General features: G+C 69.2%; 22 protein-coding genes, 1 tRNA gene and 2 pseudogenes. 16 read left to right on the forward strand and 9 right to left on the reverse strand.

Features of this window, described 5'->3' with window-relative positions; genetic code table 11:
- Positions 1-4: 4 nt before the first annotated feature.
- Positions 5-313 (forward strand): annotated as a pseudogene (locus tag ABZW18_RS23455) (hypothetical protein); the annotation flags it as partial.
- A gap of 275 nt (positions 314-588) precedes the next feature.
- Here the strand turns inward: ABZW18_RS23455 and ABZW18_RS23460 are convergent.
- Together ABZW18_RS23460 and ABZW18_RS23465 are read right to left on the reverse strand one after the other, a co-directional pair.
- Entirely contained in the window at positions 589-1,173 is a 585-nt protein-coding gene (locus ABZW18_RS23460; protein WP_356190505.1) for an isochorismatase family protein, read from the reverse strand.
- A gap of 269 nt (positions 1,174-1,442) precedes the next feature.
- A complete protein-coding gene (locus ABZW18_RS23465; RefSeq protein ID WP_356190507.1) occupies positions 1,443-2,771 on the reverse strand; it encodes a nicotinate phosphoribosyltransferase in 1,329 nt (442 codons plus the stop codon).
- A 166-nt stretch (positions 2,772-2,937) separates the two neighbouring features.
- Between ABZW18_RS23465 and clpS the strand changes: the two genes are divergently transcribed.
- From clpS to ABZW18_RS23505, 8 genes are all read left to right on the forward strand, one after another.
- The gene (gene clpS / locus ABZW18_RS23470) at positions 2,938-3,240 is read left to right on the forward strand and encodes an ATP-dependent Clp protease adapter ClpS (protein WP_356190575.1); all 303 of its coding nucleotides are present in this window, start codon (positions 2,938-2,940) and stop codon (positions 3,238-3,240) included.
- Entirely contained in the window at positions 3,240-3,833 is a 594-nt protein-coding gene (locus ABZW18_RS23475) for a DUF2017 domain-containing protein (RefSeq protein ID WP_356190509.1), read from the forward strand. Before clpS ends, ABZW18_RS23475 begins: the two co-directional genes overlap by 1 nt.
- A 300-nt stretch (positions 3,834-4,133) precedes the next feature.
- Positions 4,134-5,585: an amino acid permease gene (locus ABZW18_RS23480; RefSeq protein ID WP_356190511.1), complete on the forward strand. Its 1,452-nt coding sequence runs from the start codon at positions 4,134-4,136 to the stop codon at positions 5,583-5,585.
- Between the two features lie 62 nt (positions 5,586-5,647).
- Positions 5,648-6,073: a M67 family metallopeptidase gene (locus tag ABZW18_RS23485; RefSeq protein WP_356190513.1), complete on the forward strand. Its 426-nt coding sequence runs from the start codon at positions 5,648-5,650 to the stop codon at positions 6,071-6,073.
- A 172-nt stretch (positions 6,074-6,245) separates the two neighbouring features.
- Positions 6,246-6,368 carry a putative leader peptide gene (locus ABZW18_RS23490; protein WP_356190516.1) on the forward strand — a complete coding sequence of 41 codons (123 nt, stop codon included), beginning with the start codon at positions 6,246-6,248 and terminating at the stop codon, positions 6,366-6,368.
- Between the two features lie 111 nt (positions 6,369-6,479).
- Positions 6,480-6,767 (forward strand): MoaD/ThiS family protein, encoded by a 288-nt coding sequence (locus tag ABZW18_RS23495; RefSeq protein ID WP_356190519.1) that lies wholly within the window; start codon positions 6,480-6,482, stop codon positions 6,765-6,767.
- Positions 6,767-7,717 carry a cysteine synthase gene (locus ABZW18_RS23500; protein WP_356190522.1) on the forward strand — a complete coding sequence of 317 codons (951 nt, stop codon included), beginning with the start codon at positions 6,767-6,769 and terminating at the stop codon, positions 7,715-7,717. The genes ABZW18_RS23495 and ABZW18_RS23500 overlap by 1 nt, the downstream gene beginning before the upstream one ends.
- A gap of 380 nt (positions 7,718-8,097) precedes the next feature.
- Entirely contained in the window at positions 8,098-8,850 is a 753-nt protein-coding gene (locus ABZW18_RS23505) for an MBL fold metallo-hydrolase (protein ID WP_356190524.1), read from the forward strand.
- A gap of 10 nt (positions 8,851-8,860) precedes the next feature.
- Here the strand turns inward: ABZW18_RS23505 and ABZW18_RS23510 are convergent, their stop codons facing one another.
- Entirely contained in the window at positions 8,861-9,652 is a 792-nt protein-coding gene (locus tag ABZW18_RS23510) for a hypothetical protein (RefSeq protein ID WP_356190581.1), read from the reverse strand.
- Between ABZW18_RS23510 and ABZW18_RS23515 the strand changes: the two are divergent.
- Positions 9,564-10,330 (forward strand): annotated as a pseudogene (locus tag ABZW18_RS23515) (amino acid--tRNA ligase-related protein). The gene ABZW18_RS23510 and the pseudogene ABZW18_RS23515 sit on opposite strands and share 89 nt — an antisense overlap.
- A gap of 88 nt (positions 10,331-10,418) precedes the next feature.
- Here ABZW18_RS23515 and ABZW18_RS23520 read toward each other — a convergent pair.
- On the reverse strand, positions 10,419-11,720 hold the full coding sequence (locus ABZW18_RS23520; protein ID WP_356190526.1) for a PTS transporter subunit EIIC: 1,302 nt from the start codon (positions 11,718-11,720) through the stop codon (positions 10,419-10,421).
- 251 nt (positions 11,721-11,971) lie between these two features.
- Positions 11,972-13,243, reverse strand: coding sequence for a PTS transporter subunit EIIC (locus ABZW18_RS23525; protein ID WP_356190528.1), 1,272 nt, complete (start codon positions 13,241-13,243; stop codon positions 11,972-11,974).
- Positions 13,244-13,312: 69 nt separating this feature from the next.
- Between ABZW18_RS23525 and ABZW18_RS23530 the strand changes: the two genes are divergently transcribed.
- From ABZW18_RS23530 to rdgB, 4 genes are all read left to right on the forward strand, one after another.
- Positions 13,313-13,690: a PTS glucose/sucrose transporter subunit IIB gene (locus ABZW18_RS23530; RefSeq protein WP_356190530.1), complete on the forward strand. Its 378-nt coding sequence runs from the start codon at positions 13,313-13,315 to the stop codon at positions 13,688-13,690.
- A 210-nt stretch (positions 13,691-13,900) separates the two neighbouring features.
- Entirely contained in the window at positions 13,901-14,632 is a 732-nt protein-coding gene (gene rph, locus ABZW18_RS23535) for a ribonuclease PH (RefSeq protein ID WP_356190533.1), read from the forward strand.
- Positions 14,633-14,789: 157 nt separating this feature from the next.
- Complete coding sequence (locus ABZW18_RS23540; protein WP_356190535.1) at positions 14,790-15,194, forward strand: hypothetical protein; 405 nt, start codon at positions 14,790-14,792, stop codon at positions 15,192-15,194.
- Positions 15,195-15,228: 34 nt separating this feature from the next.
- Positions 15,229-15,831: an RdgB/HAM1 family non-canonical purine NTP pyrophosphatase gene (gene rdgB / locus ABZW18_RS23545; RefSeq protein WP_356190537.1), complete on the forward strand. Its 603-nt coding sequence runs from the start codon at positions 15,229-15,231 to the stop codon at positions 15,829-15,831.
- A gap of 76 nt (positions 15,832-15,907) precedes the next feature.
- On the opposite strand, the gene ABZW18_RS23550 is transcribed toward rdgB, so the two are convergent.
- From ABZW18_RS23550 to bcp, 3 genes are all read right to left on the reverse strand, one after another.
- Positions 15,908-15,991 (reverse strand) — tRNA-Leu (locus tag ABZW18_RS23550).
- 65 nt (positions 15,992-16,056) lie between these two features.
- Positions 16,057-17,049 (reverse strand): HNH endonuclease signature motif containing protein, encoded by a 993-nt coding sequence (locus ABZW18_RS23555; protein WP_356190539.1) that lies wholly within the window; start codon positions 17,047-17,049, stop codon positions 16,057-16,059.
- A 152-nt stretch (positions 17,050-17,201) separates the two neighbouring features.
- The gene (gene bcp / locus ABZW18_RS23560) at positions 17,202-17,669 is read right to left on the reverse strand and encodes a thioredoxin-dependent thiol peroxidase (RefSeq protein ID WP_356190542.1); all 468 of its coding nucleotides are present in this window, start codon (positions 17,667-17,669) and stop codon (positions 17,202-17,204) included.
- A gap of 136 nt (positions 17,670-17,805) precedes the next feature.
- Here bcp and ABZW18_RS23565 point away from each other — a divergent pair, with 136 nt between their 5' ends.
- Together ABZW18_RS23565 and ABZW18_RS23570 are read left to right on the forward strand one after the other, a co-directional pair.
- Positions 17,806-18,126, forward strand: coding sequence for a DUF3618 domain-containing protein (locus tag ABZW18_RS23565; protein ID WP_356190545.1), 321 nt, complete (start codon positions 17,806-17,808; stop codon positions 18,124-18,126).
- A gap of 123 nt (positions 18,127-18,249) precedes the next feature.
- The gene (locus ABZW18_RS23570; protein WP_356190578.1) at positions 18,250-18,552 is read left to right on the forward strand and encodes a co-chaperone GroES; all 303 of its coding nucleotides are present in this window, start codon (positions 18,250-18,252) and stop codon (positions 18,550-18,552) included.
- Positions 18,553-18,678: 126 nt separating this feature from the next.
- On the opposite strand, the gene ABZW18_RS23575 is transcribed toward ABZW18_RS23570, so the two are convergent.
- Positions 18,679-20,916, reverse strand: a complete 2,238-nt coding sequence (locus ABZW18_RS23575; protein WP_356190547.1) for a transglycosylase domain-containing protein — start codon at positions 20,914-20,916, stop codon at positions 18,679-18,681.
- Positions 20,917-20,933: the final 17 nt, after the last annotated feature.

Below are 20,933 nucleotides of genomic sequence, written 5' to 3' on the forward strand. Positions count from 1 at the left end.
AGGCATGGCAGGTGGAGGTTTCATCAAGCTCCCAGGTGGCAGCGTCGTGGTCGCGCTGTCACTGCCGCGTCCGCCGGGCGCGGGGATATGCGAGGCCGTACGGGTCCGGGTGCTCGTGCACGCGGCGAACCGGGCCCGGGCACTGACCCGGCTGCGGAATCTGGGACTGCGGGCGGTCTATCTGCGGGGCAACGCGGAACCGCCGACGCCGGACGAGGTCACCGCCGTGCTGCACCACCCCGACGGCATCGTCTGGCGTGCGGCCCCGCACGACGACACGGAGTCCTGGCATCCGATGCGGACACTCCTGCGACCTCCGCCGCAGGCCACCGCCCCCGTGAGACCCGCCGCGCGGCCGTGGCCGGACCTCTCGGCCCCGCCGTTCGCACCGCCCGCGCCGCCCGCACCCTGGGACATCCCCGCCGCCCCGTAACTCCTGCGCGGGCTGCGCAGGCAACCGGGCACGCGGGCCGGGCCGCGGCGCAGCCTCGTACGGACCGTCCGTAACGCCCGGGAACAGGCCGCGGCCGGGGCGGGCAGCGCTCGCCGGGGCGACCCGCTCGGACGTCGGAGGCTATGGCTCCGCGCTCAGACGACGGGCTTGCCGCTGAGCTCCACGCCCGCCTGGCGCAGCTCCTCCAGGGCCCGCTCGGTGGTGTGCTCGGCGACGCCCGCGGTCAGGTCCAGCAGGACGTGCGTGGCGAAGCCCTCCCGTACGGCGTCGAGCGCGGTGGCCCGTACGCAGTGGTCGGTCGCGATGCCGACCACGTCGACCTCGGTCACGTGGTGCGCCCGCAGCCAGTCGGCGAGCGATGTGCCGTTCTCGTCGGTCCCCTCGAAGCCGCTGTACGCCCCGGTGTAGGCGCCCTTTTCGAAGACGGCGTCGATCGCCCCGGAGGCGACGGCGGGCGCGAAATTCGGGTGGAAGCTGCTGCCCTCGGTGCCCGCGACACAGTGCGGTGGCCAGGAGCGCTCGTAGTCCGGCCTCTCCGAGAAGTGTTCACCGGGCTCGATGTGGAGGTCACGGCTGGCCACCACGTGGCGGTACCCGGCGGGCGCCTCCGCCACCAGGTCGGTGATCGCTGCGGCCACGTCGGCGCCGCCCGCGACCCCGAGGCTGCCGCCCTCGCAGAAGTCGTTCTGCACATCAACGATGATGAGTGCCCGGTGCATGGTGCTGCCCTTCGGCTGGTGAGCGGCGGGGGTGGGGAGGCCGGCCGGTGCCGACCCGGAGTCCGGGGACCGCCCCGTCCCCGTCCCCGTCCCTGAGCGTAGAGACTCGGACGCCCTTGCGGGAGGGGCCTCCGGCTGCTAAGTGCTGTCCGGTAAGTGCTGTCCGGGCGCGAGGGATCCCCGCGCGCGCCCACGCGCTGCCCGTGCTGCGTGGAGGCCCGCCGCAGTTCCCGGCCCGCAGGCGGCAGACTCCCGGCTGCGCACACGGGCTACAGGTACACCGTGGGGAGCACCGGCTCGCCCTTCGACAGCTGCGTCGCCGACATCGGCAGGCCCGCGCGGGCCGCCTTATGGCGGTCGCGGACCGCCTCCAGCGGTTCGCGGCGCAGCACCTTGCCGTCCTGGACGAGATCGACCAGCAGTTGGCGCCCGGCCAGTTCCGGCGGGACCTCGCCGGTGCCGATGACCTCGGCTTCTGCGACGCCGTCGGCGTCCAGCCGCCGCGCGGCCCACTTGCGGCCGCCGATCGAGGTCTTCCCGCCCAGCGCCTTCTTCGCCACCGGGAGCAGCGGCGCCCCGGGATCCGCGGACTCGGCGCGCGCGACCAGCTTGTAGACCATCGAGCAGGTCGGGTGGCCGCTGCCGGTCACCAACTGGGTGCCCACGCCGTAGGCGTCGACCGGGGCCGCGGCCAGCGAGGCGATGGCGTACTCGTCCAGGTCGCTGGTCACCACGATCTTGGTGCCCTCGGCGCCCAGGGCGTCGAGCTGCTGCCGCACCCGGTGCGCGACCAGCAGCAGGTCGCCGGAGTCGATCCGTACGGCGCCCAGCTCCGGCCCCGCGATGTCCACGGCGGTCCGTACGGCCTCGGCCACGTCATAGGTGTCGACCAGCAGCGTGGTGCCGCGGCCGAGCGAGTCGATCTGCGCGGTGAAGGCGTCCCGCTCGCTGTCGTGCAGCAGGGTGAAGGCGTGGGCGCTGGTGCCGACGGTCGGGATGCCGTAGCGGAAGCCCGCCGCGAGGTCGGAGGTGGAGGCGAAGCCGCCGAGGTACGCGGCGCGCGAGGCGGCCACCGCGGCCAACTCATGGGTGCGGCGCGCGCCCATCTCGATCAGCGGCCGCGACCCGGCCGCCACCGACATCCGGGACGCCGCGGCGGCCACCGCGGAGTCATGGTTGAGGATCGAGAGGATCACCGTCTCCAGCAGCACGGCCTCGGCGAAGGTCCCCTCGACCCGCAGGACCGGCGATCCGGGGAAGTAGACCTCGCCCTCCGGATAGCCGCGGATGTCGCCGCGGAACCGGAACCCGGCGAGCCACTCCAGCGTCGGCTCGTCCACCACCCGCCGACTGCGCAGGAATCCGAGCACGCCCGCGTCGAAGCGGAAGTTCTCCACGGCGTCCAGGACGCGGCCGGTGCCGGCCACGACGCCGTAGCGGCGGCCCTCGGGCAGCCGGCGGGTGAAGACCTCGAAGACGGAGCGCCGGTCGGCGGTGCCGGCCTTCAGCGCGGCTTGCAGCATCGTCAGTTCGTACTGATCGGTGAAGAGCGCGGTCGACGGCACGGTGACCGGCAGCCCCAGGTCCGCAGTGTTCATAAGAGGAGCGTACCCCGAATACTCGTCACTTTGACGATTTCTGCCGTCTCCCGGATCCCCGGTGCCGCGCGGCCCGTTTGTGCGATGGCCCATCCCGGGTGGCAGCATGGGACGCGTGAGCGCCCACCCGTCACCTATCGCCACCCCTCAGTGGCAGCGCTGCACGCTGAGCGTTGCTCCTGCCGAGATCGAGCGTCCCGAGTCGAGCGAGGCACCCTTCGCGGTGCCGGAGCCCGATGTCCCCTGGGTGACGCTGGTGCACAACGACCCGGTCAATCTGATGAGCTATGTGACCTACGTCTTCCAGACGTACTTCGGTTACTCCAAGGACAAGGCGCACAAGCTGATGCTCGACGTGCACCACAAGGGCCGCGCCATCGTCTCGCAGGGCACCCGCGAGGAGATGGAGCGCGATGTACAGGCGATGCACGGGTACGGCCTGTGGGCGACCCTGCAGCAGGACCGCTGATGGCCGGACAGTTCGATGCCATCCCCGGCGGCGGGGCCTCCGTGGTGCTCGATGAGGTCGAGATCGCGATCCTGCGCAGCCTCGCCGTACAGCTGCTGGAGCTGGTGGGGCCGGGGGACGAGCCGGTCGACGGCGAGGACCCGCTCGCCACGCTCTTCTCCGAGGGGCCGAGCGAGCCCCCTGCCGACCCCGCGCTGGCCCGGCTCTTCCCGGACGCCTACGGGGGGCCGGATGTGAAGCCGGACGACGAGGAGTCGCGTGCCTTCTCGGCGGAGTTCCGCCGCTACACCGAGAACGATCTGCGGGCCCGTAAGCGCGACGACGCCCTCGCCGTCATTCGCGCGCTGGATGCCCTCACCCTCGTGGGTGACGAAGGCGCCGTGCTCAAGCTGTCGCCCGAGGAGTCACAGCGTTGGATCGGCGCGCTCAACGACCTGCGGCTGGCGATCGGCACCCGGCTCGAGGTGACGGACGAGGACGACGGCGGTGAGCTCTACCGGCTGCCGGACTCCGACCCGCGCAAGCCGATGGTGATGGCGTACCTCTGGCTCGGCGGACTCCAGGAATCTCTCGTCGAGACCCTCATGCCCTGATCGTTCCCGAAGTGTTCGCTCAGAGGACACTCAAATCCGGATAACGATCCAGTCACCGAACCCGCGGTCAATCTCTTTTCTTGGGAGCTTTGTCCGCTTTTCTTTGTGGCCCGTCTCACAGTGCGTCGCCGAAACGGCGTTGCGGGCGTGATAGATCTTCACGATCTGCCGTCCGTGACGCCATCCCTGTCGCGGTCGGGAGTGCTGAGCCGGCAGACCGTCGGCGTGCAGGAACTCCATCCGGGGGGTCGGGACCCGATCCGGACAAACCGGGTCGGCATGGAGAAAGGCGCATCACTCATGACCTCAATGCAGGTCGCGCAGCACAACGACGGCGATGGGGCCGGAGGCCACCCACCGGAAGAGGGCTACCAGCGGGGGCTGGGCAGCCGCCAGGTGCAGATGATCGCCATCGGCGGCGCCATCGGCGTCGGTCTCTTCATGGGTGCCGGGGCGAACATCGCCAAGGCCGGCCCCAGCATCATCCTTATGTACGCCCTCGCGGGCGTCGTCATCTTCTTCATCATGCGAGCGCTCGGCGAGCTGCTCCTCTACCGCCCGGTGTCCGGCAGCTTCGCGGAGTACGCCCGCGAGTTCCTGGGCCCGTTCTTCGGCTATGTGACCGGCTGGACGTACTGGCTCATGTGGGTCGTCACCGGCATGGCCGAGCTCACCGCAGCCGCCATCTATATCCACTTCTGGTTCCCCGAGATCCCGCAATGGGTCAGCGCCCTGGTCTTCCTGGTGGTGCTCTTCGGCGTCAACCTGATCTCGGTGAAGATCTTCGGCGAGGTCGAGTTCTGGTTCTCGATGGTCAAGGTCACCGCGATCATCGGCATGATCGTGATCGGTCTCGGCGTGCTCACCCTGGGCTTCTCCGACGCCGGTGACACCGCCAGCACCAGCAACCTCTGGTCCCACGGCGGCATCTTCCCCGAGGGCATCGGCTCCAGCCTGATGACCCTCCAGGGCGTCATGTTCGCCTACCTGGCCGTCGAACTCGTCGGCGTCACCGCGGGCGAGTCCGAGGACCCGGAGAAGACGCTCCCCAAGGCGATCAACACCCTGCCCTGGCGCATCATCATCTTCTACGTGGGTGCCCTGACGGTCATCCTCTCCGTGGTGAAGTGGACCGAGTTCTCCGAAGGCGAGAGCCCCTTCGTCCATGCCTTCAGCGAGATCGGCATCCCGCTCGCGGGCGGCATCGTGAACTTCGTCGTGCTCACCGCCGCGCTGTCCTCCTGCAACTCCGGCATGTACTCCACCGGCCGGATGCTGCGTGACCTCGCCTCCAACAGCGAGGCCCCGAAGGCCTTCGGCAAGCTCAATGCGCGCCAGACCCCGGCGGTGGGCATCGCCGTCTCGGTCGCGCTGATGGGCGTCGGCGTGGTGCTGAACTACGTCGTCCCGGAGAAGGCCTTCGGATACGTCGTCTCGGTCGCCACCGCGGCGGGTATCTGGACGTGGATGATGATCCTCGTCAGCCACATCCTCTACCGGCGCGCGGTGAAGGCGGGCCGCCTTCAGGCCTCCTCCTTCCCGGCCCCCGGCGGGTCCGCCTTCAGCTGGGTCGCGCTGCTCTTCCTGGTCTTCGTCACCGGGCTGATCGCGTACGACTCGGAAGCCCGGGTGTCGCTGTACGTCGGCGCGGGCTGGGCGGTCGTCCTCGGCATCGGCTGGGTCCTGCTGAAGAACCGCGACACGGGGTCGGCGGCCGGGCAGACCGCGGACCGCACGCTCGTCTCGAAGTAGCGGCATCTCGCCAGACGGCCTCCGGATCTCGATCCGGGGGCCGTCTGCTTATGCTCGTCCCCATGCTCACCATCACCCAGGATCTGTTCGACCGGATCGTCGCGCACTCCCGCGCAGACCACCCCGACGAGGCGTGCGGCGTCATCGCGGGTCCGGCCGGCTCCGACCGCCCGGAGCGCTTCGTCCCGATGCTCAACGCGGCCCGCTCGCCCACGTTCTACGAGTTCGACTCGACGGATCTGCTGAAGCTCTACCGCGAGATGGACGACCGCGACGAGGAGCCCGTCGTGATCTACCACTCGCACACCGCCACCGAGGCCTACCCGTCCCGTACGGACATCTCCTACGCCAATGAGCCGGGGGCACACTACGTCCTCGTCTCCACGGCGGAGTGCGGAAACGACGAGGGGCCCGTGGAGTTCCGCTCCTTCCGGATCGTGGCGGGCGAGATCACCGAGGAAGAGGTGAAGGTGGTCACCGCGTACTGACCGGCCCGGCGGCCCTCCGGGGCCGTACCGGGGGCCATGCCCCCTCCGACGTGCCCTTCAGGCGTGCCCCATGAACGCACTCCACCCGCCGGGCCCGGGACGTGTCCAAAGCGACGTCCGCATCCTGGGACCGGATCTCGGAGCGCGGACGGGGAATCGATACGATGACCCCATGGTTGACCACGACGTGAGCGAGAAGACGCCGGGCATGCTGCTCGTAGCGCGGCTGCACGTCGACCTGTGCCGCCTCGCCAGCGCCATGTGTCCGCCCCGCAGCGCAAGCCGCACGGCCTGATCCCTGAGCCGCGGCGCACCGCACCCCCGGCACCCCCGCCTTGTCCCGCCCGCCGGCGCCGGCCGCCGCGCGCCCTCCGCCTCGCCCGCTCATCCGACAGGAGCCCCACTCATGGCCATCGAGGTCCGCATCCCGACCATTCTCCGCAGCTACACCGACGGCCAGAAGGCGGTCGACGCCAGCGGCGCCACCATCAAGGAGCTCTTCGACGACCTCGAGTCGCGGCACGCCGGAATCCACGAGCGACTTGTCGACAGTGAGGCAGGCGGCGAGCTGCGCCGCTTTGTGAACGTCTACCTCAACGACGAGGACGTCCGCTTCCTCGACGGCATCTCCACCAAGCTTGCCGACGGCGACAGCGTCACCATCCTCCCGGCCGTCGCGGGTGGCAGTCGCTGATGCGTTACGACTCCCCGCTGGCGGCGGTCGGCAACACTCCGCTGGTACGCCTGCCGCGGCTGTCCCCCACCGAGGATGTCCGGATCTGGGCCAAGCTGGAGGACCGCAATCCGACGGGTTCCGTGAAGGACCGGCCGGCCCTCCACATGATCGAACAGGCGGAGAAGGACGGCCGGTTGACGCCCGGCTGCACGATTCTCGAGCCGACGTCCGGCAACACGGGGATCTCGCTGGCGATGGCGGCCAGGCTCAAGGGCTACCGCATCGTGTGCGTCATGCCCGAGAACACCTCCTCCGAGCGCCGCGAGCTGCTCGCCATGTGGGGCGCGGACATCATCTCCTCCCCGGCGGCCGGGGGCTCCAACACGGCCGTACGGGTCGCCAAGGAGCTCTCCGCCGAGCACCCGGACTGGGTGATGCTCTACCAGTACGGCAACCCGGACAACGCGGGCGCGCACTACGCGACCACCGGCCCGGAGATCCTGGCGGACCTCCCCTCCATCACCCACTTCGTCGCGGGACTGGGGACCACCGGCACGCTGATGGGTGTCGGCCGCTTCCTGCGGGAGCACATCCCCGGCATCAAGATCGTCGCCGCCGAGCCGCGGTATGACGACCTCGTCTACGGGCTCCGGAACCTGGACGAGGGCTTCGTCCCCGAGTTGTACGACGAGTCCGTGCTCACCACGCGCTTCTCGGTGGGGTCGCAGGACGCGGTGCGCCGTACACGTGAACTCCTCCAGCAGGAGGGCATCTTCGCCGGCATCTCCACCGGCGCGGCACTGCACGCGGCGATCGGCGTCGGCCGCAAGGCGGTCAAGGCCGGGGAGCCCGCGGACATCGTCTTCGTGGTCGCGGACGGCGGCTGGAAGTACCTCTCGACGGGTGTCTACACGGCCGAGTCGACCGAGGCGGCGGTGGAGGCCCTGCACGGGCAGCTCTGGGCGTAGCCGTGTCCTCGCCGGGCGGCCCGTTCCCCGTCGGGTGCGCGCCCTCACCGGGCGGCCCGGTGAGCGGTCGGCAGGCTCACGGCACCCCGGGGACAGCGGCTGGGACAACGGCTGGGACGGCGGCTTCGCGACCGGGTCCGCGGGCCATTCGTACGGCGCCCCGAGGGCTGTTGCCGGCACCCCGTTCCCGCACGGCGGTCCGAACCCGCGTGGCATCGCCCCCCGTACCGGTGAAGTGCCGGGTGAGTTCCCCCACAACAGCGCCCTGCGGAGGAGCGACCAGCCGTTTCGCGCCTTACGCTCGATCCACCGCGCACCCCCCGGACCCGTCCCCCCGACCGCCGCCGAGGGGGACCACCCGCCTCGGAGGTTCCTGCTCAATGAAGCTCACCGTCGTCGGCTGCTCGGGGTCGTTCCCGTCCGCGGACTCGGCCTGCTCGAGCTACCTCGTCGAGGCCGACGGCTTCCGGCTGCTCCTCGACCTGGGCAACGGTGCCCTGGGCGAGCTGCAGCGTCACTGCGGTCTCTACGACCTCGACGCCGTGATCCTGAGCCATCTGCACGCCGATCACTGCATCGACATGTGCGGCTACTTCGTCGCCCGCTACTACCGGCACGACGGCGGCCGCGCCGACGCCCTGCCGGTCTACGGCCCCGAAGGCACTGAGCAGCGGCTGATCACCGCGTACGACGACGTGCCGTCCGAGAAGTCGATGAGCGAGGTCTTCGACTTCCGCACCCTGGAGCCCGGCAGCTTCCGGATCGGCCCGTTCACCGTCGTGACGGACCGGGTCTCGCACCCCATCGAGTCCTTCGGATTCCGCGTCGAGCACGGCGGCCGGTCGCTGACGTACTCCGGGGACACCGGCCCGACCGCGGTGCTGGACGGGCTGGCGGAGGGCGCCGACCTCTTCCTGTGCGAGGCGTCCTTCACCCACGGCAAGGAAGACGTGCCGGACCTGCACCTCAACGGCAGGGAGGCCGGCGAGTACGCGCAGCGGGCAGGCGCCCGGCGGCTCGTACTGACCCACATCCCGCCGTGGACCGACCCGGAGACCAATCTGCGGGACGCCGCCGAGGTCTTCGACGGCCCGGTCGAACTGGCCAGGCCGGGCGCCGTCTACGAGCTGTAGCCGGCCGTGGTCATCGGTCGTGCCACTGGTCCGGCAGATCGTGCCGGCCGGACAGGAACTCCTGGAACTTGATCTTCGCGCTGATCACCGGGTGCCGCCAGCGCTGCTCGCGATGGACCGCCCGGGCCAGCCGCTTGGGCTTGTTGCGGTACCGCCAGCGCGCCCAGGGCGCCTCCGGACGGCTCAGCCGGAACGCCCCGACGAGCAGCAGCGGGATGAAGAACAGGCCCAGCAGCCCGGTCCACACCTTGCCCTTGAGCAGGGTGATCACCGCCAGGCCCAGCTCCAGCAGCAGGAAAACGCTCAGCAGGATCCCGTTTCCGACCGAGGGGTCCGACTGGTAGTCGGACCAGTCGATCACCCCGATGGGGCGGAATCCGAGCAGCACCAGCCCACAGAGGGCGACAGCCACGAAGACCGCGTCGACCGACGTACGGCCCGCCTCCGTCCAGTAGACGTCACGCAGATGCAGGATCAGCGCGAATTCGTCGAGGACGAGCGCCGCGCCCACGCCGAAGACTCCGGCGAGAACGGACTTCACCTCAGTGGACGGGTCGGTCACCAGAATCATTGACACCCCGCTGATCAGCATGAAGACCATGCCGAACACCACGTGGTGGATATGCAGCCCGCCCGGCTTGACGTTCCGGGGCCACCACCGGACCTCGGCCCGGATCATTCGCACACTGAAGCGAATGGCGCCGAATCCGGCGATGAAGGAGCAGAGGAAGACGAAGAGCGGCAGCAGGCCGGGGTCGACGATCTCCTGCCGGAACCAGCCGCCCTGCGCCAACGTCACCACACTGAAACGCTATCCGACAGCTGGGGGAATTCCTCGGCGGGCGGCCCGCAAGCTGCCTCCCTGGAGTGTGCGCATGAGCGTCACCGTCGAGGGGACCGGGCCATCAGCCCCGGCGGGGGAGCCGCCGCAGGTTCTCCTGCACAGGATCCCCGAGGCGTTCGGGGCCTTCTTCGGAATCCTCGCCCTCTACTGCGCGATCACGGCTCTCATCCCCCCGCTGCGCCGCCTGTGCGACCGGGCCGGGGTCCCGCACATCCCCGAGGACACCCGCGGCGACATCGTCCTGGAGATGTACGAGCGGCTCGTGGAGGAGCGCACCCGACTGCCCACCTTCTACAAGGACTTCCCCACGGAGGTCTCCCCGCTCACCCGGCAGCACCGCAAGGACCCGCGGCTCGCCGAGCGCTGGGACCTGGTGGCCTTCGGTACGGAGCTGGGCACGGCGTACTCCGAACTGACCGACCCGGTCGAGCAGCGCCGCCGCCTCACCGCCCAGTCCCTGCTGGCGGCGGGCGGCGACCCGGAGGCGATGGAGCTGGACGAGGACTTCCTGGCGGCCCTGGAGTACGCGATGCCGCCGACGGGGGCCTGGGTCTCGGCGTCGACCGGCTGGTGATGTTCCTGACCGGTCTGACGATCCGCGAGACGCTGCCTTTCCCGCTGGTCCGGCGGCGCTGAGGGCGGGCGCTGAGGGTGGGCGCTGAGGGTGTGTGCGGAAAAGCCCCCGGAACGGGCGGGTTCCGGGGGCCTTCGCGCGCCGCGGGGGTCAGGCCTTGGTGAGGTCCTCGATCTCCTCCTCGGGTTCGCGGCCCGGGGTGGCGAGATTGAATTTGGTGATCGCGAAGCGGAAGAGCGCGTAGTAGACCGCGCCGAACACCAGGCCTATCGGAATGATCATCCAGGGCTTGGTGGCGAGGTTCCAGTTCAGGAAGTAATCGATGGCACCGGCCGAGAAGGTGAAGCCGGCATGCACGCCGAAGGCCCAGGTGACGGCCATCGAGAGGGCGGTCAGCACTGCGTGGATACCGTAGAGCACCGGGGCGATGAACAGGAACGAGAACTCGATCGGCTCGGTGACGCCGGTGACGAACGAAGTCAGGGCCAGCGAGATCATCATGCCGAGGACGGCCTTGCGGCGCTCGGGACGGGCGCTGTGCGCGATGGCGAGCGCGGCGGCCGGGAGGCCGAACATCATGATCGGGAAGAAGCCCGACATGTACTGCCCGGCGCTCGGGTCACCCGCGAGGAAGCGGTTCAGGTCTCCGTGGACGACATCGCCCGCGGCGTTGGTGAAGTCACCGAGCTGGAACCAGGAGACGGTGTTGACGAACTGGTGCATGCCGATCGGGATCAGTGCGCGGTTGATCAGGCCGAACACACCGGCGCCCGCGGCGCCCAGACCGGTCATCCACTCGCCGAAGGCGGTGATCGCGTCGCCGATCGGCGCCCAGCCCAGGACGACGAGGACGCCCATGGCCGTACCGACGAAGGCCATGATGATCGGTACGAGACGGCGGCCGTTGAAGAAGCCCAGCCAGTCCACCAGCCTGGTGCGGTGGTACCGCTGCCAGAGGATCGCGGTCAGCAGACCCATGACGATGCCGCCGAGGACACCCGGGTTCTGGTAGCCGGCCGCGGTGACCTCGGAGCCCTTCACCCACGCCCCGCTGAGGAAGCTGGTGGGGACGAACTCGGCGCCGTCCGGGCCCTCGACCGGGAACTGGTGGATCACGGAGTAGTAGACGAGGAAGCCCGCCACCGCGGCCAGCGCCGTGGACCCGTCCGCCTTCTTCGCGAAGCCGATCGCCACACCGATGCAGAACAGCAGCGGCAGGGCGAGCGAGGAGTCCAGCAGCGCGCTGCCGGCTCCGGCGAAGACCTTCGCCACGCCGTCCCAGGCGAGGCCGTCCTTGCCGAAGACATCCGGCTGGCCGAGGCGGAGGAGAATGCCGGCCGCCGGGAGGACGGCAATCGGCAGCTGGAGGCTGCGGCCGACCTTCTGCAGGCCCTGGAACAGGCCGGCGCCCCGCTTCTTGGCGGGCGCCGCGTTCGCGGTCGTCGTACTCATGGGGGTTCCTTCGGGAGCGCGTTCGGGCCTGCGGACGGGGCCCGGGGACAGAGAGGCACTCCACCTTGTGGTCTACACCACTCAGTGGTTTAGACCTGTTGTAGCACGGTGAGGGCCGACTGAGGAACCCATCTGAGCCTGCCTGCGGATCACAACTCCGCACACCCATGAAACGGCACGCGAAGGCCCCCGGACGCGGTGCTCCGAGGGCCTCCCCCAGCGGCCGGGGCGCGAATCCCGGAATGCCCGGACTACTTGACGATCTCCTTCTCGATCTCCTCCTCCGGCTCCTCCGGTTCGCGCCCAGGTGTCTGGATGTCGAACGCGGTGATGGCGAAGCGGAAGACCACGTAGTAGACCACCGCGAAGCATGCGCCGATCGGAACGATCAGCCAGGGCTTCGTATCCAGATGCCAGTTGACGACATAGTCGATCAAGCCCGCCGAGAAGCTGAATCCGGCGTGCACACCGAGCGACCAGGTGATCGCCAACGATGCGCCGGTGAGCAGTGCGTGCACCCCGTACAGCAGCGGAGCCGCGAAGAGGAAGGAGAACTCCAGTGGCTCCGTGACCCCCGTGACGAACGAGGTCAGGCCGACCGAGAACATCATCCCGGCCACGGCCTTGCGCCGCTCCGGGCGGGCACAGTGCGCGATGGCCAGCGCCGCCGCCGGGAGGCCGAACATCATGATCGGGAAGAACCCGGACATGAACTGGCCCGCGCTCGGGTCCTCCGCGAAGAAGCGCGTCAGATCCCCCTGCACCGTCTTCCCGTCCGGAGCGGTGAACTCGCCCGCCTGGAACCAGAAGAAGGTGTTCAGGAACTGGTGCATCCCGATCGGGATCAGCAGCCGGTTCACCACGCCGAAGATCCCCGCGCCGAACGAGCCCATACCGATCAGCTGCTTCCCGAACGAGGTCAGCGCATCGCCCACCGGCTCCCACAGCAGACCGAAGACCACGCCCAGAATCGCGCACAGGAATGCCATGATGATCGGCACCAGCCGGCGGCCGTTGAAGAAACCGAGCCAGTCCACCAGTTTCGTACGGTGATAGCGCTGCCAGACGACGGCCGTCAGCAGGCCGATGATGATGCCGCCGAGCACGCCCGGATTCTGTGGGACACCCTCCGGCTCCGCGGCCGTGACCGAGCCGCCCACCGGATAGGCCGTCAGTACGCTGTGATAGACGAGGAAACCCGCCACCGCGGCCAGTGCCGTCGAACCGTCAGCCTTCCGCGCGAAGCCGATCGCCGCACCGATGGCGAACAGCAGCGGCAGCCCGAGGTTGTTGTCGAGCAGCGCCGTACCGCCCTTGGTGAGAACCATCGCCGTCTTGGTCCAGAAGTCGCCCCCGAGGTAGGCGGAGAAGAGATTGCCCAGACTGACCAGCAGACCGGCGGCCGGCAGTACGGCGATGGGCAGTTGGAGGGACCGCCCCATCTTCTGCAGGCCCTGGAAGAGGGCTGACGTCCAATTCTTCAGCGGTGGCTGCTGCGCCGCCGTACCTGCGTCGGAACTCATCGGCGTCCTCCCGGTGGCTGCCGGTTTGGCGGGCGCGGAAAACTGGTGTAGACCAGTTCTCGGCGCGGCTTGGCACCGCACCCGCGGGCGCCCGACCGTGTCGCTATCATTCGCCAGATAGTCGACATATGCCCGCGAAAATGGGCCAATCGTGCATTACCGTTTCGAACCGTCGGCGACCTCGCCGAAGCCCCGAACACGCAGGAGTGGGACATGGCCACCAAGGCTGAGAAGATCGTCGCCGGGCTCGGCGGGCTGGAGAACATCGTCGAGATCGAAGGCTGCATCACCCGCCTCCGCACCGAGGTCGAGGACGCCTCCCTCGTCGACGAGACCGCGCTCAAAGCCGCCGGCGCACACGGTGTCGTCAAGATGGGCAATGCCATCCAGGTCGTCATCGGCACCGACGCGGACCCGATCGCCGCCGACATCGAAGACATGATGTGACCCATTGCACAAACTGGGCGGCCGAGTCCTGACCCGCTGCACTGCTGCCACGCAGCCCTGCCGGCCCGCTGGACTGCCGAGCGCCTGCACTGCGAAGGCACCGAGCAGCACGACCCCAGCCACCCCGGGCCCGGTTCCGCCACCCCCGCCCCCGGCCGCTGATATGACGGTCGGAACGGGGCCCCCGGCGCAGCCGATAGGGTCGTCCCCATGTCCCGTATCGACGGTCGGACCCCCGACCAGCTGCGCCCCGTCACCATCGAGCGCGGATGGAGCAAGCACGCCGAAGGCTCCGTCCTCATCTCCTTCGGCGACACCAAGGTCTTCTGCACCGCCAGCGTCACCGAAGGCGTGCCGCGCTGGCGCAAGGGCAGCGGCGAAGGCTGGGTCACCGCCGAATACTCGATGCTGCCCCGCTCCACCAACACCCGCGGCGACCGCGAGTCCGTACGAGGCAAAATCGGCGGCCGCACCCACGAGATCTCCCGGCTCATCGGCCGCTCGCTCCGCGCCGTGATCGACTACAAGGCCCTCGGCGAGAACACCATCGTCCTCGACTGCGACGTCCTCCAGGCCGACGGCGGCACCCGCACCGCCGCCATCACCGGCGCGTACGTCGCCCTCGCCGACGCCATCTCCTGGGCCCAGGCCAAGAAGCTCGTCAAGCACGGCCGCAAGCCGCTCACCGGCACCGTCTCGGCCGTCAGCGTCGGCATCGTCGACGGCGCCCCGCTCCTCGACCTCTGCTACGAGGAGGACGTCCGCGCCGAGACCGACATGAACGTCGTCTGCACCGGCGACGGCCGCTTCGTCGAGGTCCAGGGAACGGCGGAGGGCGAGCCCTTCGCCCGCAAGGAGCTGAGCGCCCTGCTGGACCTCGCCGTCGCGGGCTGCGCCCAGCTCGAATCCGCCCAGCTCGAAGCGCTGGCCAAGACGCTCTAGCCGAGCCCCGGCTATGCATAGCCGAGCCCCGGCCGACGCGTCAGCCGAGCCCCGGCCGACACCGTCCGGCAACCGCCGGGCAGCGTTTGCGCGTTCTCATAGGCATGGGCGTACGGGACATCCGTCCGCCCGCCCGAAACCAGGGAGGAACCGTTCCATGGCCCTGCGCCACCGAAGCCGTCCGAATCACCGCACCACCGCCCTCGCCGCCGTGACCCTCATGGCGCTCGCCGTACCGGCAGTCGCCGGCTGCGGCGCCATCGACAAGGCACTGGACTGCGCCCAGACCGCGGTCACGATCTCCAACAGCGCCGAGGACCTCAGCCGCGCCGCCTCGGACGCTGCCGAGAATCCCGCGGAGGCCCAGCAGGCCCTGGACCAGATCGACAAGAACCTCGACGACCTCGGTGACAAGACCGACAACACCGACATCAACAAGGCCGTGAACGATCTGAACCAGGGTGTGCAGGACGCCCGCGAGGCGATCAACCAGGGCAAGAACCCGGACGTCACTCCCGTCACGGAAGCGGCCTCCGAACTGTCAAAGGTCTGCAGCCCCTGACAATCCCGCGGCCCGGGCGGCGATAATCGGCTCCATGCAGCGTCTGATCCTCGCCACCCGCAATGCCAACAAGGTCACCGAACTCCGCGCCATCCTGGCGGGGGCCGGCCTGTCCGTCGAACTCGTCGGCGCCGACGAGTACCCCGACATCCCGGACGTACCGGAAACCGGCGTCACATTCGCCGAGAACGCGCTCCTGAAGGCCCACGCCCTGGCCCGGGCCACCGGCCTTCCGGCGGTGGCCGACGACTCCGGCCTGTGCGTGGACGTCCTGGGCGGCGCACCCGGCATCTTCTCCGCCCGCTGGGCGGGGAAGCACGGCGACGACAAGGCCAACCTCGAGCTGCTCCTCGCCCAGCTCGCCGAGATCGGCGACGAACACCGAGGCGCCTGCTTCGCCTGCGCGGCGGCCCTGGCGCTCCCGGACGGCACGGAGCAGGTGGTCGAGGGCCGCCTCCACGGCACCCTCCGCCACGCTCCCGTGGGGGAGGGCGGCTTCGGCTACGACCCGATCCTCCAGCCCGAGGGGGAGACCCGCACCTGCGCGGAGCTGCCGCCGGGCGAGAAGAACGCGATCAGCCACCGAGGCAAGGCTTTCCGCGCCCTGGCCCCCGTGATCCGCGATCTCCTGGGCTGACCGCGCGCTCTGCCACCTGAAGACGGAGAAGCGGCCTGCGGCTCGTGGACGAGTCGCAGGCCGCTTTTCGTTTCGGTGCGGCGGAAGGGATTCGAACCCTCAAACCCTGTCACGGGTCACTGGACCTAAACCAGCTGTGTCACCTCTGCACCACCGCCGCTAGCCGCCAGCCATGGTAGCGGGCTGGCGACAGACGTGGCACGTGGATGGACGCCGTTTGGTGGCTCAGCGTTTGTTCCTGCGGTTACGGCACCAGGTACTGGTGATCGCATGGCAGTTTGGGCAGAGATAGCGCAGGTTCTCCGGACGGTTGTCCAGCCAGTCACCATTGATGTGGTCGATCTGTAGCGTGATCGGCTGCCCGTGCCACGTGCCGGGGTTGTCGCAGCGAACGCAGTGGTAGGGCACGCCGATCTCAGCGAGGGCGCGATGCAACCGGTCACGGTTGACACGTGGCGATCCTTCGGAGCGTACACGGAGTACCTCATGGGCGATCGGCTTCGGCGCTGCGGCCCGTGTCGTACGTCTGCTCCTCCGCTTGAATCGCGACGTGTCCAGCCCGAGTTGGAGAGTGCGACGCTGAACTCGGCGGTGGTTCACGTCATTTACAGGAAGCCCCAGAGCCCGCATGACGTCGGCATAACTGGTGGCGTGGGAGACCGCTTCACGGAGCTGATCCTCAGGGATGGTGAGCTGCACGTGCCTGAAATGAGTGACGTCCACCTTCAACTCGCTGACCATGCGTCGGAGTACAGCGCGTGACCTGCCGTCGTCAGGTACGCCAAGGATGCGTGCCATGCTCCGAATGCTGTCTGCGGAAGCGGCGGCTGCTGCGAGTTCCTCCCGCGTGAAGGGCAGATCGAGTTGTGGTCGATTCAAGCCTGGGAAGTGACTGACGTCGATTCCAGCGGCTGCAATGCGACGTCGGATGTGAGAAAGCGTCCCGGTCGCAGGCTTTGCGCCAAGTTTGGTCACGACTTCGCGCAGCGTCGTGGACGAGGCAACAGCTCTTGCTATCGCTTCGTCGGAGTATTTGCGCCACGGGCTCTGCTGTTTGAAGTGACGCGTATCGATGCCGTACTCGACAACCATCCGCTGAAGAACCCGTCGTCTCCAGCCGGTGGGATGGACGCTCAGCGCGCGCATGAGATCGGCCCAGGTTGACGATTTGGCCACAGCCTTGGCGAGTACGTCGCGCGGATACGCGCTGACCGGCATGAATGCCCCCTGATCGAATGATCGAACGTCTGCAACAGTCTCGAACCTCTTAACGATGGAGTGATCGGAGGGTTACTTCGTGTGAGCGATCGGAGGCCGAAGAAGGCCCCTCGCCCGGCGGGCGAGGGGCCTTGGTGGGCGGAGTGGAGTCGTCAGATGCCGAGGTCCTTGATCAGTTTGGCTACGTGGCCGGTGGCCTTGACGTTGTGGAGGGCGTGTTCGACCTTGCCCTGTTCGTCGACGATCACCGTGGACCGGATGACGCCGGTGACGGTCTTGCCGTAGAGCTTCTTCTCGCCGAAGGCGCCGTACGCCTCGAGGACCTTCTTCTCCGGGTCGCCGACGAGGGTGACCTTGAGGTCCTCCTTGTCCCGGAACTTCGCGAGCTTCTCGGGCTTGTCGGGGGAGACGCCGATGACGTCGTAGCCCGCCCCGGCCAGCAGCTCCAGGTTGTCGGTGAAGTCGCAGGCCTGCTTGGTGCAGCCGGGGGTGAGGGCCGCCGGGTAGAAGTAGACGATGACCTTGCGGCCGGCGTGGTCGGCGAGCGAGACCTCGTTGCCGTCGGCGTCGGGCAGGGTGAACGCCGGGGCGGTGTCGCCCGGCTGCAGTCGCTCGCTCATGGCTCTGGCTCTCCTCGTCGGATGCGGTTCCTGGAGGAGAGATTAGTCCGCGGAGATGGGGGTGCCATGGGGCGCCTCCCCGGGGGAGCTGACAGACTGTTCACCGACCAGTGAAGACGACGACGGAGGCAGCGCGGTGTCGGAAGACAGGACCCCGGCGCAGATCGAGGCGGATATCGCCCGCAGGCGTCAGGAGCTCGCCGTGACGCTCGACGAGATCGCGGTGCGGGTGCACCCGCGGACGATCGTGGGCGACGCGAAGGCGAGGGCTGCCTCGGCGGTGGACCGGACGGCGGGCAGGGCGTATGTGGCCGCGAACCGCGCGGTGACCGACGTCCGCGGCAAGCTGGTCTCCCCGGACGGGCAGCCGCGTATGGACCGGATAGTGCCGGTGGCGCTGGCCGCCGTGGCCGTGGTGGGCCTGCTCGCCTTCACCACGCGGCGCCGCCGGCTCTAGAGACCGGCCCACCAAGCGGGCGGGCCCGTGGATCCGGGCCCTGGGGCCCCCTGCCCGGGCGTCGGAAGGTACGGTCTTGGCGTGAGCACGAACGCGACGACCCACGACAAGCTGCCCATCCGGATGCTGCACGACCGCGTGCTGGTCCGTACCGACATCCCCGAGGGTGAGCGCCGTTCCACCGGCGGCATCGTCATCCCCGCCACGGCGGCGGTCGGCCGTCGGCTGGCCTGGGCCGAGGTGGTCGCGGTCGGGCAGAACGTGCGGACGGTGGAGCCGGGGGACCGGGTGCTGTACGACCCGGAGGACCGGGCCGAGGTCGAGGTCCGCGGGGTTGCGTACATCCTGATGCGGGAGAGGGACCTGCACGCGGTCGCGGCCGAGCGGCTGGAGGGTTCCGAGGACTCGACGGGGCTGTACCTGTAGACCGGGGGTCCTGCCCTCAGCCCGCGGGCTGAACCCGCAGAGCCAGCGTCGGCGGCCGCCGCGGCGTCAGCGTCGGCGGCATCCGCAGCGGTCTCCCTCGGCATCCGTCCCGTCTCCGGTGCTGCTCTAGAAGCTGCTCGGGAAGAAGGCGTCCTCCTCCTGTGTGGTGACCGGTGAGCTGGGGACTTCCGTCGGTTCCGTGGTGGGGGCGCTCGTGGGCGGCGTCGTCGGGAAGTCCGTGGGCGGCACGAACGTCGGCGGCGCCGTGGACGGCGTCTCCTCGGACGGTGTGAGGGAGTCGGACGGCTCCTCGGAGGAGGGGATCTCCTCGGGGAGGGTCGGCTCCACGGCACCGCTCTCCAGCTCGAGGTCGAACGACTGCTCAGGGCTGCCCTCGAGGGCAGCCGCCGTGTACTGGCCCCAGATCTGCGCCGGGTAGCCGCCGCCGTTGATACGGGGCAGGCCGGTGGCTCCGTAGAGCGGCTTCTGCACCCCGCTGTCGGGATCCTGGCCCATCACCGCGACGACGGTGGCCAGATCCGGTGTGTAGCCGGCGAACCAGGCGGCCTTGTCCTCCTCCGCGGTGCCGGTCTTGCCCGCGGCTTCGCGGCCCGCCGACTGGGCGGCGGTTCCGGTCCCGCCCTCGACCACGCTCTGGAGGATCGAGGTGGTCGTGTCGGCGGCCTCGCGCGGGACGGCCTGCTTGCTGTTCAGTTTCGGCAGCGCGGTGTCCTGGCCACCCTTGGTGACCTTCTGGACGAGGGCGTACGTGCCGTGCTTGCCGTGGTTGGCCAGGGTCGCGTACGCCTCGGTCATGTCGAGGACGCTGGCGTTGACGACACCGAGGGCGACGGACTGCTGGGCGCCCCTCAGCCCCGGTGCGTCCTTCGGGACGCCGAGCTGGACGGCGGTCTCCTTCACCGCCTCCGGGCCGACGTCCTCGCCCATCTGCGCGTAGACGGCGTTGACGGACAGGTCGGTCGCGGTGGCGACGGTGATGTCGCCGTAACTGCGGTCGTCCTCGTTCGCCGGGTCGTAGCCCGTCGGCCCGTCCGGTCCCTGCACCATGCGCTTGTTGGTGCCGTCGTAGACGGTGTTCGGGGTGATCTTCTCGCCGTCCTGGGTGGTGGAGTCGTTCTGGACGGCCGAGGTGAAGACGAAGGGCTTGAACGTGGAGCCGACCTGGTAGTCGCGGCGGGTGGCGTTGTTGACGTACTGCTTGGTGTAGTCGATGCCGCCGTACATGGCGACGACCTTGCCGGTGGCGGGGTCGATCGAGGCGCCGCCGGCCCGGACATACCGGTCGACCTTGCGGGAGTCGCTCAGCTTGCTCATGAGCTGCTCCTTCACCGCGCCTGCCAGGGCGTTCTGCTTGCTCTTCTGGAGGGTGGTGGTGATGCGGTAGCCGCCGGCCCGGAGGGTGTCCTCATCGATGATCCCGTGGTCGGCCAGATAGGCGTTGACCGCCTCGACGAGATAGCCGCGCTGGCCGGACATGCCGGACGGGACCTTGCTCCTGCCGGGGGGCGGGAACTTCATCGCGGAGCGCTGGGTCTGCTCGAGCCAGCCCTCCTTGACCATGCCGTCGAGCACGTAGTTCCAGCGCTGGAGGGCCTTGCTCCGGTTCTCCGGGTGGGCCACGACGTCATAGGCGCTGGGGGCGTTGACCAGCGCGGCGAGGTACGCGCCCTCGGCGGTGCCGAGATCGTCGGAGTCCTTGCCGTAGTAGGCCTGGGCGGCGGCCTGGATGCCGTAGGCGTTGCGTCCGAAGTAGCTGGTGTTCAGATAGCCGGTGAGGATGTCGTCCTTGGTCTGCTCGCTGTCGAGTTTGATCGCGATGAAGAACTCCTTCACCTTGCGGGTGACGGTCTGCTCCTGCGCCAGGTAGTAGTTCTTGACGTACTGCTGGGTGATGGTCGAGCCGGACTGCTTGCCCTTGCCGGTGACGGTGTTCCAGGCCGCGCGGAGCATCGCTTTGGGGTCGATCGCGGACTCGGAGTAGAAGTCGCGGTCCTCGGCGGAGAGCACGGCGTGCTGAACGGTCTTGGGGACCTGGCTGAGGGGGACGTTCTCGCGGTTGATCTCGCCGTCGCGGGCGAGCTGGGACCCGTCCGCGTAGAGGTAGACATTGCTCTGCTTGAGGGCGGCGGAATTGGCCGCCGGGATGTCGACCAGCATGTATCCGGCGACGAAGCCACCTGTGAGGAGCAGCAGGATCAGCAGCGCTCCGCCGAGGACCGTGCGCCAGGTGGGGATGACCCGGCGCAGCCCGGTGCGCCGGGGGTGCGGTGGTGGGGCGTCCCTCCGTGCCCAGCCCGGAGCAGTGGCCCCCCGGTTGGTCTGGTGCTGCGGAACGTCGCTCATGTACTTAGGGACTCCTC

The organism is Streptomyces sp. NPDC004647, from assembly GCF_040609575.1.
Lineage (GTDB): Bacteria > Actinomycetota > Actinomycetes > Streptomycetales > Streptomycetaceae > Streptomyces.

Bases quoted from the DNA above. Each gene is read 5' to 3' on its own strand.
- ABZW18_RS23495 (WP_356190519.1), top strand. From the start codon at position 6,480: ATGGCCATCGAGGTCCGCATCCCGACCATTCTCCGCAGCTACACCGAC.
- ABZW18_RS23575 (WP_356190547.1), bottom strand. From the start codon at position 20,916: ATGAGCGACGTTCCGCAGCACCAGACCAACCGGGGGGCCACTGCTCCG.
- ABZW18_RS23475 (WP_356190509.1), top strand. From the start codon at position 3,240: ATGGCCGGACAGTTCGATGCCATCCCCGGCGGCGGGGCCTCCGTGGTG.
- ABZW18_RS23465 (WP_356190507.1), bottom strand. From the start codon at position 2,771: ATGAACACTGCGGACCTGGGGCTGCCGGTCACCGTGCCGTCGACCGCG.
- bcp (WP_356190542.1), bottom strand. From the start codon at position 17,669: ATGAGCGAGCGACTGCAGCCGGGCGACACCGCCCCGGCGTTCACCCTG.
- ABZW18_RS23520 (WP_356190526.1), bottom strand. From the start codon at position 11,720: ATGAGTACGACGACCGCGAACGCGGCGCCCGCCAAGAAGCGGGGCGCC.
- ABZW18_RS23555 (WP_356190539.1), bottom strand. From the start codon at position 17,049: ATGCCGGTCAGCGCGTATCCGCGCGACGTACTCGCCAAGGCTGTGGCC.
- ABZW18_RS23500 (WP_356190522.1), top strand. From the start codon at position 6,767: ATGCGTTACGACTCCCCGCTGGCGGCGGTCGGCAACACTCCGCTGGTA.
- ABZW18_RS23505 (WP_356190524.1), top strand. From the start codon at position 8,098: ATGAAGCTCACCGTCGTCGGCTGCTCGGGGTCGTTCCCGTCCGCGGAC.
- ABZW18_RS23490 (WP_356190516.1), top strand. From the start codon at position 6,246: ATGGTTGACCACGACGTGAGCGAGAAGACGCCGGGCATGCTGCTCGTA.
- ABZW18_RS23480 (WP_356190511.1), top strand. From the start codon at position 4,134: ATGACCTCAATGCAGGTCGCGCAGCACAACGACGGCGATGGGGCCGGA.
- ABZW18_RS23570 (WP_356190578.1), top strand. From the start codon at position 18,250: ATGCTGCACGACCGCGTGCTGGTCCGTACCGACATCCCCGAGGGTGAG.
- ABZW18_RS23485 (WP_356190513.1), top strand. From the start codon at position 5,648: ATGCTCACCATCACCCAGGATCTGTTCGACCGGATCGTCGCGCACTCC.
- rph (WP_356190533.1), top strand. From the start codon at position 13,901: ATGTCCCGTATCGACGGTCGGACCCCCGACCAGCTGCGCCCCGTCACC.
- ABZW18_RS23540 (WP_356190535.1), top strand. From the start codon at position 14,790: ATGGCCCTGCGCCACCGAAGCCGTCCGAATCACCGCACCACCGCCCTC.
- ABZW18_RS23460 (WP_356190505.1), bottom strand. From the start codon at position 1,173: ATGCACCGGGCACTCATCATCGTTGATGTGCAGAACGACTTCTGCGAG.
- ABZW18_RS23525 (WP_356190528.1), bottom strand. From the start codon at position 13,243: ATGAGTTCCGACGCAGGTACGGCGGCGCAGCAGCCACCGCTGAAGAAT.
- rdgB (WP_356190537.1), top strand. From the start codon at position 15,229: ATGCAGCGTCTGATCCTCGCCACCCGCAATGCCAACAAGGTCACCGAA.